General features: G+C 63.0%; 14 protein-coding genes and 1 riboswitch. Of the genes, 8 read left to right on the plus strand and 6 right to left on the minus strand.

All coding sequences use genetic code 11. The annotated features are described in order from the left end of the window. The 6 genes from EOD15_RS13230 to EOD15_RS13255 form a co-directional block, all read left to right on the plus strand. Nucleotides 1-1,370: CpaF family protein (locus tag EOD15_RS13230; RefSeq protein ID WP_245463661.1), on the plus strand; the 1,370-nt coding region annotated here is incomplete at its 5' end. 4 nt (nucleotides 1,371-1,374) lie between these two features. Next, nucleotides 1,375-2,340 (plus strand): type II secretion system F family protein, encoded by a 966-nt coding sequence (locus EOD15_RS13235; protein WP_127322802.1) that lies wholly within the window; start codon nucleotides 1,375-1,377, stop codon nucleotides 2,338-2,340. A 1-nt stretch (nucleotide 2,341) separates the two neighbouring features. Continuing rightward, entirely contained in the window at nucleotides 2,342-3,304 is a 963-nt protein-coding gene (locus EOD15_RS13240; protein WP_127322803.1) for a type II secretion system F family protein, read from the plus strand. 134 nt (nucleotides 3,305-3,438) lie between these two features. After that, on the plus strand, nucleotides 3,439-4,260 hold the full coding sequence (locus tag EOD15_RS13245; RefSeq protein WP_127379846.1) for a hypothetical protein: 822 nt from the start codon (nucleotides 3,439-3,441) through the stop codon (nucleotides 4,258-4,260). 183 nt (nucleotides 4,261-4,443) lie between these two features. After that, nucleotides 4,444-4,914, plus strand: coding sequence for a hypothetical protein (locus EOD15_RS13250; RefSeq protein WP_127320645.1), 471 nt, complete (start codon nucleotides 4,444-4,446; stop codon nucleotides 4,912-4,914). Nucleotides 4,915-5,074: 160 nt separating this feature from the next. Next, entirely contained in the window at nucleotides 5,075-6,250 is a 1,176-nt protein-coding gene (locus EOD15_RS13255) for a GGDEF domain-containing protein (RefSeq protein ID WP_127267795.1), read from the plus strand. On the opposite strand, the gene gcvP is transcribed toward EOD15_RS13255, so the two are convergent. The 3 genes from gcvP to gcvT are packed head-to-tail and all read right to left on the minus strand — an operon-like array spanning nucleotide 6,251 to nucleotide 10,553. Continuing rightward, nucleotides 6,251-9,061 (minus strand): aminomethyl-transferring glycine dehydrogenase, encoded by a 2,811-nt coding sequence (gene gcvP / locus EOD15_RS13260; RefSeq protein WP_127408553.1) that lies wholly within the window; start codon nucleotides 9,059-9,061, stop codon nucleotides 6,251-6,253. A gap of 17 nt (nucleotides 9,062-9,078) precedes the next feature. Beyond that, nucleotides 9,079-9,447 (minus strand): glycine cleavage system protein GcvH, encoded by a 369-nt coding sequence (gene gcvH / locus EOD15_RS13265; RefSeq protein ID WP_127320643.1) that lies wholly within the window; start codon nucleotides 9,445-9,447, stop codon nucleotides 9,079-9,081. A gap of 5 nt (nucleotides 9,448-9,452) precedes the next feature. Continuing rightward, nucleotides 9,453-10,553, minus strand: a complete 1,101-nt coding sequence (gene gcvT, locus EOD15_RS13270; protein ID WP_127320642.1) for a glycine cleavage system aminomethyltransferase GcvT — start codon at nucleotides 10,551-10,553, stop codon at nucleotides 9,453-9,455. Between the two features lie 149 nt (nucleotides 10,554-10,702). Next, nucleotides 10,703-10,789, minus strand: a riboswitch (glycine riboswitch). A 243-nt stretch (nucleotides 10,790-11,032) separates the two neighbouring features. Here gcvT and EOD15_RS13275 point away from each other — a divergent pair. After that, nucleotides 11,033-12,034: a hypothetical protein gene (locus EOD15_RS13275; protein WP_127320641.1), complete on the plus strand. Its 1,002-nt coding sequence runs from the start codon at nucleotides 11,033-11,035 to the stop codon at nucleotides 12,032-12,034. A gap of 58 nt (nucleotides 12,035-12,092) precedes the next feature. Here EOD15_RS13275 and EOD15_RS13280 read toward each other — a convergent pair whose 3' ends face one another. Both EOD15_RS13280 and EOD15_RS13285 read right to left on the minus strand, forming a co-directional pair. Next, the gene (locus EOD15_RS13280) at nucleotides 12,093-12,821 is read right to left on the minus strand and encodes a GntR family transcriptional regulator (protein ID WP_127320640.1); all 729 of its coding nucleotides are present in this window, start codon (nucleotides 12,819-12,821) and stop codon (nucleotides 12,093-12,095) included. Nucleotides 12,822-12,828: 7 nt separating this feature from the next. Further along, nucleotides 12,829-14,109 carry a D-amino acid dehydrogenase gene (locus tag EOD15_RS13285; RefSeq protein WP_127320639.1) on the minus strand — a complete coding sequence of 427 codons (1,281 nt, stop codon included), beginning with the start codon at nucleotides 14,107-14,109 and terminating at the stop codon, nucleotides 12,829-12,831. 221 nt (nucleotides 14,110-14,330) lie between these two features. On the opposite strand from EOD15_RS13285, the gene EOD15_RS13290 reads away from it, so the two are divergent. Continuing rightward, entirely contained in the window at nucleotides 14,331-15,119 is a 789-nt protein-coding gene (locus EOD15_RS13290; protein WP_127408554.1) for an aspartate/glutamate racemase family protein, read from the plus strand. A 40-nt stretch (nucleotides 15,120-15,159) separates the two neighbouring features. On the opposite strand, the gene EOD15_RS13295 is transcribed toward EOD15_RS13290, so the two are convergent. Next, a partial coding sequence (locus EOD15_RS13295; RefSeq protein ID WP_148129541.1) for a molybdopterin-dependent oxidoreductase occupies nucleotides 15,160-15,574 on the minus strand: 415 nt, incomplete at its 5' end.

Consider the following 15,574-nt stretch of genomic DNA (forward strand, 5'->3'; position numbering starts at 1 on the left):
TGCCTGAGACGACGCCGGTCGCCCATCATGCCGTCGTCATTCCGACCAGCCGAAAGGCTTTGCCGGCAAAGCCGGACACAGCGCCGGCAAAGAATGCCAACAAGGTGCTCGATGCGCGCGTGCGTATCCACCGGCTGCTGCTCGAAGAGATCAATCTTGTCGCGCTGGAGCGTTTGCCGAAGGATGAGATGCGCCGGCAAGTGCATGATTTCGTGTCGGAAAAGACCAAGCAGGAGCGGATGGCGATCAACACCGTCGAGCTTGACGCGCTGGTCGACGACATCGTCGACGAGATGGTCGGCCTCGGTCCGCTCGAGCCGCTGCTCAAGGACCCCGACATCAACGATATCCTGATCAACGGCCATATGAACTGCTTTGTCGAAAAGAAGGGCAAGCTGCAGCCGGTCCACATTCCGTTCAAGGACGAGGCGCATCTCCTGCGCATCGTCAACAAGATCGTCGCCGCGGTCGGTCGCCGCGTCGACGAATCGCAGCCGATGGTCGATGCCCGCATGCTGGACGGCTCGCGTTTCAACGCGGCCATCCGCCCGGTTGCAGTCGATGGGCCGCTGGTGTCGATTCGCAAATTTTCCAAGAACAAGCTCGGCTTGCACAAACTGGTCGAATTCGGCGCCATCACCCAGAACATGGCCGAAGTGCTGGCGGCGGCCGTGCATGCCCGCAAGACGACGATCATTTCGGGCGGTACCGGCACCGGCAAGACGACCATGCTCAATGCGCTGTCGGCCTTCATTCCGGAAGACGAGCGGCTGATCACCATCGAGGACGCGGCCGAGCTCCAGCTGCAGCAGCCGCATGTCGCGCGCATGGAGACGCGGCCGGCCAACATCGAAGGCCATGGCGAGCTGAAGCAGCGCGACCTGGTCAAGAACGCACTGCGCATGCGCCCCGACCGCGTCATTCTCGGCGAGTGCCGCGGCGAGGAGGCTTTCGATATGCTGCAGGCGATGAACACCGGCCACGAAGGGTCGATGGCGACCATCCATGCCAACACGCCTCGCGACGCCATTTCGCGGCTCGAGCAGATGCTTGGCATGACCGGCATGCCGATGACGGTGCAGTCGATCCGCAGCCAGATCGCCAGCGCGCTCGACCTGATCGTTCAGCTGACGCGCCTGTCCGACGGCAAGCGCAAGGTGACCAGTGTCGCCGAGGTGACCGGCATGGAAGGCGATGTCATCCAGATGCAGGAGATCTTCCGCTTCGTGCGTACCGGCATGGAGGCTGACGGCAAGATTCTGGGGCACTACGAGGCGACCGGCATCCGGCCGCGCTTCCTTGAGGATCTGCGCGCCATGGGCATCGAGTTTCCTGGACGATATTTCGAACCCGGCCGGCCGCAGGAGTAGCCAAGTGTTCGATGGAATGAGCGCGATCTATGTCGTTTATGCCGCGGCCGCGCTGACCGGCATCCTGATCGCCGAGGCCTGCTACCTGCTTTACGCCGGCCGCAGCGACAAACGCACCGCCATCAACCGGCGCATGAAACTGCAGGGAAGCAAGATCAGCCAAGAGCAGGTGCTTGTCCAACTGCGCAAGGAACGCGGCCTCGATGCGGGCACGCCGCTGTTTTCGCTGGATCGGTTCCGCGCTTTGCGAACCCAGTCGGGCATGGTCATGCCGCTGTCGAAATTCCTGATGATCACCTGCGGCATGGCGATGGCGATGACCCTGGTCGCCATCTGGTATGGCTTGCCGCCGTTGATGGGGCTTGTGCTGTTTGTGGTGCTTGTGCCGGTGCTGCCAGTGATCACGCTGCGCTTCAAGCGCAAGCGCCGGGTAAAGCGGTTCGGCATGCAGTTGCCGGAGGCGCTGGAACTGATCACGCGTGGCCTGAAGGCCGGCCATCCGGTGCCGGTAGCGATCGCCATGGTGGCGCGCGAGATGCCCGACCCGATCGGCACCGAGTTCGGCGTCATCGCCGACGAGGTGACCTATGGCTCCGATCTGGTTTCGGCGTTGAACTCGCTGTTCGACCGGGTCGGCCAGGAGGATCTGCCGCTGTTCGTCACCGCTGTCTCGATCCAGACCAGTTCGGGCGGCAATCTGCGCGAGATCCTCGACGGCCTGGCGACGACGATCCGCGAGCGCGGCAAGCTGCGCCGCAAGGTGCGCGCCATTGCGACAGAAGGTCGGATGTCGGCCTACATCCTGACAGCGGTGCCGGCGTTGCTGTTCACCGCCATTATGGCGCTGATGCCGGGCTTCTACCGCGACGTCTGGGGCGAGGCGAAAACCTGGTACCTGCTCGGTGGGTCTATCACCTGGCTGATGCTGGGCAATCTGATGATGTTCAAGATGTCGAATTTCAAGTTCTGACATGCAGGGCTTCATCGAATTCCTCGCCTCGCTTGCACCGACCTCGTTGATGCCGGTGGCCATCCTGCTGCTGGCGGCGGGTGCTGCCGCTGTTGCCTGGCCTGTTGTCATGGCGAAGGGCGACCGCAACGAGGTCATGCGCCGGCTCAGGGTCGACAACGGTCCCGTGGCCGCCAAACCAGAGCCGGTGCAGAAGAAGAATACCGGCGTCGTGCGCGAGAAGGCGGTGAAGCGGGCGCAGGAATTCTACGCCAGGAGCGATCCGGAAAATGTCGCCCGGCTGCGCATGAAGCTCATCCAGGCGGGCTACATGGAGCCGCGCGCTGTCGGCACGTTCTTCCTGATCCGGTTCAGCGCGATGATCGGCACGGCAATCGGTGTGTTTGTGCTCAACCGATGGATGGCCAGCCCGGACGCGACGATGGCCAGTCGCTGGACATTCGTCATCCTGTCGGGAGCGGCCGGCTATTTCCTGCCCGGCCTGGTGTTGAGCCAGAAAGTGCGGGAACGCAGGCGTGAGTACCGCAACGGCTTTCCCGATTTCATGGACCTTATGATTGTCTGCTCGGATGCCGGCATGAGCATGGAGGCGGGCATAGAGCGCGTCTCCAAGGAACTCGCCAAGACCTACCCCGCGCTCAGCCAGAACCTGCAGCTGGTGTCGTTGGAACTGAGGGCAGGGCGCAGCCTCGACGATGCGCTGAAGGCGCTCGCCGACCGCCTCAGCCTGGACGAGGTGCGTTCCTTCGCCACGCTGCTGCAGCAGTCCAAGGAACTCGGCACCAGCCTGTCGGGGGCGCTGCGCGTTTTTTCCGACGACATGCGCCACAAGCGTATGTCGTTGGCCGAGGAAAAGGCGCACGCTCTGCCGGCCAAGATGTCGGTGCCGGTGGTTGTGTGCATCCTGCCGGTGGTGCTGATGATCGCGGCCATTCCAGTCATCGTCAAAATGACGGCGCACTAGCATGATGCCGAAAACTGTGAGGCTTCGATTCGACCTGAAATCGTCCGGCTCTAGCGAGCGCCCCACAAAAGCCCTAGCAAGGGGACTGACAAACCATTGTTATGACCGTACTCGGCCTTGCAGGTGAAAAGTCCATGCTGTTGCGCACCCTCTTCCTCGGCCTTGCCGCAGCCAGCCTGTCGCCCGCCTGGGCCGTGGCCGACGATTGCGGCGATGCCGCCGCCCTGGTGCAGCAGGCCTACCCCAAAGCTCGAAAGAGCGCCGACGGCACCTCGTTCACGCTCGAACCCCATTTCAGCATCGCCCTGACGGATGGCGACACGCCGTTTGGGTTGAGCTGCAAGATCTGGCCTGCCCATGACGACCTGCTGTTGGTAGCCGTGCCGCTGATCGACAGCGCCCAATCCAGCGACGATGGCCATGTCGGCGATATCGAGCTTCTGGTCGTCGACAGGAACAGCCTGCAGGTGCGCCAGCGCCTGCTTCAGCCGGGGCTGATCGCCGATGATGCCATCGCCATCCGCAAGATCGAATTCGATACCGGCCGCTACAGGCTGGCGCCCGGGGTCATGGCCCTCGGCCTGCGCATCGAAATCGCGAACCATTCGCAAGCCAACCCCTTCAGCGAAACCGACCTGCGGCTTTATGTTCTAGCCGGCGATGCCCTGCGCCTGGTGCTCGATGGCCTTGTCGTGGCCGGCAATGGCGGCGAGGGCGACACCAATTGCGCGGGATCCTTTCATTCGACTGAGGTCAGCCTGGCAATGAGCCCGACGAGCCATCACGGCTATCACGACATAGTCGCGCTCGAGCGGACGCAAACCGATGATCCGTCTCCCGACAAGGATGGCGAGTGCCAGTCCCATCCCGGCAAGCCGATGAACCGGACCTATCGGCTGCGCTACGACGGCAGCCGCTATCCGGTCCCCGAGGTACTCAAGGTCATGGGGCCGTGAAAGGCGCTCGCTTCCTTGCTGCCGGGATTCTCTTGGGAATAAGTCTTCGTCTGGTGCCTGGTGGTTAATGGCTGGTGTGCCCGAAGCCGAATTTTGGCGGCGTTTCGGCACCGAAGTTTAATCGCCGCTGATATATTGTGTTTCCTGAAGAACGACCCGGCAATCGGGCGATGAGGCAGGGGCATGCGTCACAGTAATTTCACGGCAATGGCCGCAATGGCGGCCGTCTTGATGATGTCTGGCTGTACGACGAGTGGCGTCGACACCACCAAGACCACCGCCATCCAACCGGCGGCAAAAGACACCGAAACCTCCGATCTGGCGCAAGGCAAGGCGCAGTTTCGCGACGCCAATTACGGCCTCGCCGAAAAGCACTTCCGCAAGGCCGTCGAGTTGAAAGCCGACAATGCGGAGGCCTGGATGGGGCTCGCCGCTTCCTATGATGAACTCGGCCGCTTCGACTTCGCCGACCGAGCCTACGGCCAGCTTTTGAAGGTCGCCGGCCGCAAGCCGCAGATCGTCAACAATATGGGCTATTCGCAACTGCTGCGCGGCAATCGCAAGAAGGCCAAGGCGCTGCTGCTCGAAGCGAAGGCCGGCATGGCCGATCCCACCGTCGTCAACGCCAACCTCGCTCTCTTGAACAAGGGTTGATCTCGCATCCATGGGTCCGGTTTCGGGACACGTGCCATCGACGCTTTGTAAACCCTATCCGCAGGTTGCATCGATGGATTGCCTGAAAACCCGTATCTGAGGGCTGCCGCTGACCTAGAATGCAGCGCAACCGTCGACGCTCAAGAGGCCCTTGCCCGATATGCTGGACTTCAGTTCGCTCCTGCTCGCAGCCGCGCTGTCGGGCATATGCCTCAGCGTCACCATGTTTGCCATCTGGTTCACCGCGCCCAAGGCAGGTTTCGTGCTGACGGTTGCGTGCGGAATTCTGGTGCTCGTCGCGCATGTGATCCTGTTCTGGCGGTACACAAAGGATCCCGATCCACTGCTTTGCCAGATCGTGCTTGCACTGCTCAGCCTGGGGTTCCTGATCATCTGCTTGTCGGCCATGCAATTTCTGGGGGTGCCCGGCTACGGACGCGCCGTTGCACCGGCGCTAGCCGCCATGGCCATTTGTGCCGTCGTGACCTTTATGGGCTTTGACGGCATTGGCTTCATCGTCACCTACACCACGGTGACGGCGCTGCTGTCGGCGATCGGTGCCATGTTCTGGATCAACGGCAGTCACGACCGCCGCATCCTTCTGGTGGTTTCGTTTCTGAGCGGCACCTGCGCGATGTCGTTTGCGCTTTGCGGCGTGGTTCTGCTGACCAAGGGGCAATGGACGCTCGGGGTTGCGCCCGACAACTGGGCCGAACGATTGAATTCCGTCGTGGCGGTCGCCTGCATGACCGGGCTCGGAGCGTTGACGCTCTCCCTCCATCATCTGCAGGCGCAGATCGAACTCAAGGCCGAGACCATGACCGACCCGCTGACAGGGTTGCTGAACCGCCGGGCATTGACGTCGCTCTACGGCGAACGGAGTTTCGGTCCGTTCATGTCCATCGTCATGTTCGACCTCGACCATTTCAAGCGGACGAACGATGTCTACGGTCACCCGGTAGGGGATCAGGTCTTGTGCCGTTTTGCCGCCGTCATCAAGAAATATGCCCGGCCCGGCGTCGACGCTTTTCGCCTTGGCGGCGAGGAGTTCGCAATCGTCATGTCGCGGATGACGGACGAAAAAGCTTACGATCTCGCCAGCAAGATCGGCGTGGCGTTCGGCACCGAAATCGTCCCCACCCAGCTCGGCAAGTTGCGTAGCACGGTCAGCGGCGGCATCGGCTTTGGCGAGGCAAGCGGCAGCAGGCTGGACAACGTGCTCGCCGAGGCGGACGCGGCGCTCTATGCCGCCAAACGCGCCGGGCGAAATTGTGTCATCAGCCGCAAGAGGATGGGCAAGGCCGAGCCGATCAAGCCGGCCTTGCGCTCAGCGTAATTACTCCGCAGCCCCCAGATAGTCCGACAGCGGCGGGCACGAGCAGACCAGGTTGCGGTCGCCGGCGACATTGTCGATGCGTGACACCGGGGGCCAGTACTTGGCTGCCGTGTCGGCGTCGCCGGCCGGATAGGCCGCTTCCAGGCGCGAGTAGGGATGGGTCCACTGGCCGGCCAGCGCCTCGGAAGCGGTGTGCGGCGCGTTGACCAGCGGATTGTCGGCCAAAGGCCATTCGCCCCTGGCGACTTTTGCTGCCTCTGCCGATATGGCGATCATCGCCTCGCAGAAGCGGTCGAGTTCCCGCTTGGGCTCGGACTCGGTCGGCTCCACCATCAGCGTGCCGGCAACCGGGAACGACATGGTCGGCGCGTGGAAACCATAATCGATCAGGCGCTTGGCGATATCGTCGACACTGATGCCTGCACTCTCCTTGAGCACACGGGTGTCGAGGATGCATTCATGCGCGACGCGTCCCTGCCTGCCCTTGTAGAGCACCGGGAAATGCGCACCGAGCCGCGTCGCGATGTAGTTGGCGGACAGGATCGCCGTTTCGGTCGCCTGCTTGAGGCCCGAGGCGCCCATCATGCGGATATACATCCAGGTGATCGGCAGGATCGAGGCGCTGCCGAAGGGGGCGGCGGAGACGGCGTGCGCCGAGCCTTCGGTGACATGGCCGGGCAAATACGGCTTCAAATGCGCCTTGACGCCGATCGGCCCGATGCCGGGTCCGCCGCCGCCATGCGGTATGCAGAAGGTCTTGTGCAGGTTCATGTGGCAGACATCGGCGCCAATGTCGCCGGGACGGGCAAGCCCGACCAGCGCGTTGAGGTTGGCACCGTCGAAATAGACCTGGCCGCCATGCTCATGGATCAGTGCGCAGAGATCGCGTGCGCCTTCCTCGAACACGCCATGCGTCGAGGGATAGGTGAACATCAGCGCCGCGAGATTTTGCGCATGTTCAGCCGCCTTGGCCTTCATGTCGTCCATGTCGATGTTGCCGTCTTCGGTGCAGCGCACGACGACGACGTTCATGCCGGCCATCGCCGCGCTCGCGGGATTGGTACCATGCGCCGAGGAGGGGATCAGGCAGACGGTGCGGTGGTTGTCGCCGCGTGAGCGGTGATAGCCGCGGATGGCGAGCAGGCCGGCATATTCGCCCTGGCTCCCGGCATTGGGCTGCAAGGTGACGGCGTCGAATCCGGTGATCTCTGACAGCCAGCCCTCCAGCTCACCGATCATGGCACGGTAGCCTGTCGAGTGCGCGGCCGGGGCGAAAGGGTGCAGATTGGCAATGCTCGGCCAACTCACCGGCATCATCTCGGCGGCGGCGTTGAGCTTCATGGTGCAGGACCCCAGTGGGATCATGGCGCGGTCGAGCGCCAGGTCCTTGTCGGCCAGCCGGCGCAGGAAGCGCATCATCTCGGTTTCCGACTTGTTTTCGTGGAAAACAGGCTGGGTCAGGAACTCCTTGCCGCGCGGCTTGCCGGGTACCGTGCTGTCGGCGGAGACACCAGCCTTGGCGCCGAACAGGGCCGCTATTGCGTCGAGATCGGCCTCGGTCGAAGTTTCGTCGAAGGCAATGCCGATATGGTCGGCATCGACGGCACGCAGCAATCTGCCACCCTTTTCAGCCGCAGTGGCGATCGAAGTTGCCTTGCCCTTCACCTCCGCCGTCACCGTGTCGAAGCGGCTTGAACCGAGCACGGAGATACCTGCTGCTTTGAGCCCGGAGGCGAGACGATTGGCCAGCGTGTGGATGCGCCCGGCAATCGCCTGCAGCCCGGCGGGGCCGTGCCAGATGGCATAGGCAGTCGCCATGTTGGCGAGCAACGCCTGCGCGGTGCAGATGTTGGAGGTCGCCTTGTCGCGGCGGATATGCTGTTCGCGCGTCTGCAAGGCAAGCCGGTACCCAGGCCGGCCCTTGCTGTCGGTAGACTGGCCAACCAGGCGGCCGGGCATCAACCGCGTGAGCCTGTCGGAGACGGCGCAATAGGCCGCGTGCGGGCCGCCAAAGCCCATCGGCACGCCAAAACGCTGCATCGGGCCGACGGCGATGTCGGCGCCGAGCTTGGCCGGCGCGTCGGTCAGCGTCAGGCCGAGCGGGTCGGCGATGAAGACGACGATAGCCCCGGTCGCGCGCGCCTTGTCGATCGCTGCCTTGTGATCGCCATAGATGCCAAATGTATCCGGCCAGGAGACAAGCAGGGCGGCGGTGTTGTCGTCGATCGTTTCGGCATCGATCTCGATGCCGAGCGGCTCGGCACGGGTGCGCACCACGTCCAGCGTTTGCGGATGCGGCGTGCCGGCAAGTGCGACCTTGGTTCGCTTGTCACGGTGGTGGCGCAAGGCGATGCCGACGGCTTCGGCCACGGCGGTTGCCTCATCCAGCAGCGAGGCCGAGGCCACCGGCAGGCCGGTCAATTCGGTGACCAGCGTCTGGAAGTTGAACAGCATTTCGAGCCGGCCTTGGCTGATCTCTGCCTGATAGGGCGTGTAGGCCGTGTACCAGGCAGGATTCTCGAACAGATTGCGCTGGATAACCGGCGGGACATGGACGCCGTGATAACCGGCGCCGATGAAGCTTTTCAGCACCGTATTCCCGGACATGACAGCCGAGAGTTCGGCCAGCGCTTCCGCTTCGCTCGCCGGTGCTGGTAGGGCAAGCGGCCGATCGAGCCGGATCGACTTCGGTACGGACTGGCTGATCAGTGTCTCGATCGAGGGCACGCCGATGGCGGCCAGCATCGCCCTGGTGTCGTTGAGGCCGGGACCGATATGGCGGGCCGAGAAGGGGTAGGGTGCTGCGGTCATGTCAATAAGTCCTGATATCAACCGATATGGGCTTTGTAGGCGGCCTCATCCATGAGGCCAGAGAGCTGGCTTTCGTCGGCAAGCTTCATCTTCCACAGCCAGCCGGCCCCTGTTGCGGCCGAGTTGACCAGTGACGGATCCGACGACAGCGTGCCGTTGGCCTCTGTGATCTCGCCATCGACCGGTGCATAGACATCGGATGCCGCCTTGACGGATTCGACCACGACGGCGGTGTCGCCCTTGGTCAATTTTTTTCCGGTCTCCGGCAGTTCGACGAAGACGAGGTCGCCGAGCTGCTCCTGCGCGTAATCAGTGATGCCGACCGTGGCGATGCCGCCCTCGACGCGGAGCCACTCGTGATCCGATGTGAAATAGGTCGTTGCCATTGAGATCATCCTTTGCGGTAGCGATGGGGTGTGAAGGGCAGGGAACTGATATCGACTGGGATTTTCGTCCCGCGCACATCGGCGAAGACCCGCGTTCCGGGCTTTGCCAGAGGTGTCGAGACATAGCCCATGGCGACCGGATGGCCGGCCGAGGGGCCGAAGCCGCCCGATGTGACCTGGCCGGCCGGATTGCCGTCGGCGTCAAAAAGCGCGGCACCGCCACGCACCGGCTGGCGGCCTTCCGGCTTAAGCCCTACCCGCTTTTGCGCGGGTCCTCGTTCCACGGCGGCGCGGAGCGCATCGGCGCCGATGAAAGCGCCGGAAGCGCGGATGTCCTTTGGAATTGCCCACATCAAGGCGGCGCTGGCCGGATCGGTCTCCGGCGTGATGTCCTGGCCATGCAGGCACAGTCCTGCCTCCAGCCGCAGGCTGTCGCGGGCGGCCAGGCCGATCCACAGCACGCGTTCGTCGCCGAGCAGCTTGGCGACGAGGTCGCGTGCATCGGCTTCCGGCAGGCCGATCTCGAAACCGTCCTCGCCGGTATAGCCCGACCGGCTCATGAACCAGTTTTTGCGCGGTTCGACACCATGCATGAAAAGCAGCGAGCCGGTCTCGATGCCGGCGCGGGAAAGGGCGGCCCAGGCTTCAGGACCCTGGATGGCCAGGAAGACGCGGTCGAGCGGCTCGACCCTGGCGTCGAAATCCGCGGCAAGTGCACGCAAATGCTTTTCATCGGCGAAGGCGTTGCCTGCGTTGGCGACTACCACGAACCTGTTATCGCCAAGTCTGGTGACGATGAGGTCGTCCAGGATGCCGCCTGCCTCGTTGAGGAAAAAGGACAGTTTGGACTGTGAGATTTGGAGTGCGCCTGCATCCAAGGGGCAAGCGCGGTTGAGCAGCGCAACCGCCTCCGGCCCGCTGACTTCGAACAGCTTCATATGCGAGATGTCGAACAGGCCGGCCTGTTCGCGGGTGTGAAGATGTTCCTTCATGACGCCCGCCGGATAGGTCAGCGGCATCGACCAGCCGGCAAAAGCGCCAAAGCGCGCACCGGCGGTTACATGGATGTCTTCGAGGGGTAGGTGTCTTGTATCGTCGCCCGTCATGTCGTCTCCAGAGTCGCACGCAATCGGTCGCGAATGGCGACCAGTCCGTGCCCCTCTGTCTGAAGCCTGAGAGACTCGCGCAGCCGGAACTCTGTCAGCGGCGCTTACACCTTCGGCGCGGGGGCAAGCCCCGACTTTCCAGAGTGTCTTTCCCGTCTACGGTTCTTTTGCCTGAGAGATTTCGGGCGATTTCCCCTTCGGCGACAGCTCTCGCTGTTCTCTCCCGCAAACAGGTAGGACTCAGACCCTGAGTCCTCGACGCGCCATCCATAGCTCGCGCGCGACGGCTTGTCACCTGTCAGCGACATCTAAAGCGCGTGCATGCCATTCTTCAAAACCGCGGCACGTTTTGGGCGACATGCGTTGGCCGACAAGTCTTCGCTAACCACGCCGTTTGCCGGTTTTTCAAGACACTGCTGATATGTTGGCTTGTATGACGCTTGGGGCCGGCGCTTGGCGACGGCGGACGGGGACGACAAATGGGCGAATTGATCATGAGCGCGCCGGTGGCCGGGCTGACCTCGAAAAGCCGCATCGCCGCGGAGGACGTGGCGATGTTGCGCCATGAAGTGTTCGGCGATGGCGTCGTGACGCGCGGCGAGGCCGAGGCGCTGTTTGCGCTCGATGCAACGGCGAAGGACAAATGCCAGGAATGGCCGCCCTTCTTCGTCGAGGCGGTCACCGACTATATCGTCCACCAGGAAAAGCCGTCGGGCTATATCTCGCAAGACAATGCCGACTGGCTGATCCGCACGATCTCGCGCGATGGCATGGTCGACAGCCGGACCGAGCTCGAATTGCTGGTGCATGTGCTGGAACAGGCGAAATCGTCGCCGAGCCAGCTTTGCGTCTATGCGCTGGAGCAGGTGGCGCATGCCGTCATTGACGGCAAGGGGCCGCTGATGCTCGGCGGCACGCTGGCTCCCGGCCTCATCGCACAGGCGGAGGTTGAGCTGCTGCGCCGGATCCTCCATGCCCATGGCGGCGACGGCAACATCGCCATCACGCGCGCCGAGGCCGAGGTGCTGTTCAAGATCAACGAGTGCACTGCTCAAGGGCACAACGATCCGTCCTGGAACGAGCTGTTCGTCAAGGCGATCGCCAATTTCGTCATGTGCTCGGCCGGCTACGAAGCACCGACGCGCGATGTGGCGCTGCGCCGTGATGCCTTCCTCGAACATGCCGATCCGGAAATCGGCGGCTTCTTCAGCCGCATGATCTCCGGAGGCCTTGCCGGCATCATGGAAGCCTATCGGTCTCCAGGCGACGTCGAGGCCGAGTGGGAAGCCAAGAACAGGGCGGCCGAGGCTCTGGCCCGCCGCGCCGAGACGGTCGATGCCGGCGAAGCCGGCTGGCTGATCGAACATATCGGCGTCGACAGGCCTCTTTATGAGAACGAACGCGCGCTGTTGACCCTGATCAAGCACGCCTCACCGGAAATCCATCCGGCGCTGAGGCCGCTGCTCGACAAGGTAGCCTGAGCGGTAGGGGCTGCCTGAGCGGTAGGGGGTTGCCTCGGTCAAAGCTGGGGTTGCCCGATTAGATCTGGCCGACGTCGATGTATATCCTTGCCAAGCCTTCCCTGACGGTCGACATGGCATCGGCGACGCTGATGGCGATGTGGTCGTGCATGAGCCTTGCGGCCCTGTCGGCATCGCGGGCTACCATGGCCCGGGCGATTTCGCTGTGTTCGGTGTAGGTCGTCGACAATCGCCGGTGCTTCTCCACTTCGATCTTGCGAACGAAATGGATGCGCGTGTTGATGCCTTCGAGCATGCGCGCCAGTTCGGGATTGCCTGACAGCCTGGCGATGCGGATGTGAAATTCCTCGTCCCTGGCGGTCAGCTCAGTGCTGGAAAACGAGTCGGCGCGCGCCATGGTGAGCGCCCACCAGTCGACGAGCGCGGCAAGCTCCTCATCTGTCGCGCGCTGGACCGCCAGCCTGACGGAGCGCTCCTCGAGCACCGCTCGCACGTCGGAAAGATTGACGATCTCGTCGACATCGAAGCCCCGGCAAAAGAAGCCGCGATTGGTCTGGAAAGTGATGAGTTCCTCCGTGACCAGCCGCTGGAGCGCTTCCCGGACCGGGCTGCGGCTGACATTCAGCCTGGCGGCAAGCGCCACTTCGTTGATGCGCTCGTTCGGCTTGAAGCGATAATCCATCGCCATGCGACGGATTTCTTCATAGACGCGCGGGCCGGTCTTGATCGGCTTGGATGCCAGCGCTGCGCTGTTGTCCCGGTTGCTTTGCCTTGTGGCTCGGAGCATGGCGTCGTCAAGCCTTTGCGGCGCTTGGTTCGGCGAACCGCGCCTGTGTGGGAAGGATGCCGTCGAGGGCGATCGGCGCTGCCCGGCCGGCGATCAGATCGGCGACGATACGGGCCGATCCATGCGCCATCGTCCAGCCGATATGGCCGTGCCCGGTGTTCAGCCACAGGTTTCGAATGTCGCGCCGGCCGAGGATCGGCAGGTTGTCGGGCGTCATGGGCCTCAGGCAGGCCCGCATCTCGGCGCGATCATAGGCGATGCCGCGCGGGAACAGGTCCTGCGTGACGCGCTTCATGAAGGCGAAATCCGAAGGCTTGTGGCTGCGATCATAGCCCGCGAATTCCGCGGTGGCGGTCACGCGGATGCGATCGCCCATCGGCGTGATGGCGACGAGATTGTGCTCATCGATGACAGGGAGTTTTGGAGCCAGCGCCTGGTCGACGATGGGAATGGTCAGGGAATATCCCTTGACCGGATAGATCGGCAGGCCAAGGCCGATCTTGCGGGCGAGGACGGGGCTCTCGGCGCCGAGACACAGAACGTAGGTGTCGGCCAGAACCTCTCCCTTGTTGGTGACGACCCGGGTGATCGTTTCCTTTCTGCGTTCGATCCCGACGATCCTGGTCCCTGTCAGGATCTTGCCGCCCCTATTTTCGACGATGGCCGCCAGCGCGCGCGTGAACTTGGCGGCGTCGCCGGTTTCGTCGGTCGGACACAATATGCCGCCGGCAATGTTGCCGCGCGACGAAGCCAGCGCCGGCTCGCGGTCAACGATTTCCTGCGCGTCTATGATGCGGATCTCCTGGCCGTCGGCCTCCAGCAGGCGCATGTTGGCGATGCCCTTGTCGAGCGCCTGGCGGTTGCGGTGGAAGTAAAGAATGCCGGCCGATGTCCTGTCGTACTGGATCGCTTCCTCCCTGACGACCGCCTGTAGGACCGATTGGGAATGGACCGCAAGCCGATGTTTGAGAAGGGTGTTGCGACGCGCTTTGGCGGCCGTGCATTGCATGAGGAAGCGCAGCGACCAGCTGTAGAGATGCGGGTCGGCGGAGAGCTTGAAACGAAGCGCCTGGTCTTTCTGGAACAGCGACTTCAGCAGGATTTTTGGCGCGGCCGGCGATGACCAGACGAAGGAATGGCCCGGCGCGATCATGCCGGCATTTGCCCAGCTAGCCCCTTCGGCCACCTGTGATGCCTGCTCGAGAACGGTGACCGTGTGGCCGTCCTTCTGCAACTGATAGGCAGTGGTGATCCCGACAACGCCGCCGCCCAAGATCAATATGCGCATCGCTGACCCGAATGGTTGTCGTTTCTATTGTCGACAATTCAACCGGAAGACGCTGGTCATTGTCAACGGCGCGTGGGTCGACGATCGATTCACCGTTCAGAGAGGGCGAAATCCCGGCACTTCCCGGTTCCCAAAATTGGAATGGAGCTCTTGACACGTTTGGCAAAGTTGTCGTTTTTATTGTCGACAATTCTGATGGGCATCAGGAAGGGGACTGCGCCATGGACGCCCCGCTTAGCCGCGCCGCGCTTGTCGTCGACAGGGAACACATTCCCTTCAGGACCGACGACGGCATCGGCACCCGCGCCAATCTCGGCCTGCTCGTCCTTCGGACCGACCAGACCATCGAGGATGAATTCCGCTATGCGCTGCCCGCGCGCGACATCGGGCTGTACGAGGCGCGGCTCTACAGCGATGTCGAGATCACGCCGGAAAACCTGATGAAGATGTCGGCCGTCATCCCGGGAACTGTCGGGCTCTTGCCGGACGTCAAGTTCGATGTGATCGGTTTTGCCTGCACCTCGGGAGCGCTGGTTATAGGCGAGGACAAGGTCGCCGAACGCGTTCATGAGGTGCTGCCGGGCGTGCAAGTGACCAACCCGGTGACGGCGGCAAGGGCGGCGCTGAAGACCCTGGGCATCTCGCGGATCGCGCTGCTCACCCCTTATCTGGCGAAAATCAATCATTCCTTGCGGGCATCGCTGATGGCGCGGGGGATGGATATTCCGGTCATGGGCTCCTTCAACGAGGCGGACGACAATGTCGTTGCACGCATCACGCCGGCATCGGTCAAGCAAGCCATCTTGGAAATCGGTGTGTCGAGCGACTGTGAGGCGGTGTTCGTTTCCTGCACCAGCATGCGCGTTGCCCGCATCATCGAGGAGGTCGAGAAGGAACTGGGGAAACCGGTAACCTCGAGCAATCACGCCCTTGCCTGGCACATGCTGCGGCTCGGCGGCATTGGCCAGCAGATCGCCGGAAAGGGCGAACTGTTTCGCCGCTCGCTATAGGTTGGCCATCTTTGGCGCCGCAGCGTTTGCGGTGTGCGATTCAGATTCCGCCGTACCAGTCATATCCATTGTCTTCCCAATAGCCGCCGCGACCGCCGCCGACAGTGGCGAAGCCGTCGACCAGCTCGATCTTGTAGAGATATTTCGGCATCTTGTAGCCGAGTTGGCGCTCGACGCGAACCCGCAGCGGAGCGCCGTTCTCGACCGGCAGCGGCTTGCCGTTCAGGCCATAGGCGAGGATCGTCTGCGGGTGACGGGCATCGATCAGGTCGATGCTGCCGTAATATTTGATGTCGCCGGAGAGGCTGCGGTCGATCGTATCGAGGCAATGGAACATGACGTAGCGCGCCTGCGGTTTGACCACCGCCTGGTCCAGCACCAGCGACAGCGGCGTGCCGGTCCATTTGGCGATGCAGCTCCAGCCTTCGACGCAGTCATGGCGGGGGGTGTGGGGG

Origin of the sequence: Mesorhizobium sp. M7A.T.Ca.US.000.02.2.1 (assembly GCF_003996995.1) — a bacterium.
Lineage (GTDB): Bacteria > Pseudomonadota > Alphaproteobacteria > Rhizobiales > Rhizobiaceae > Mesorhizobium.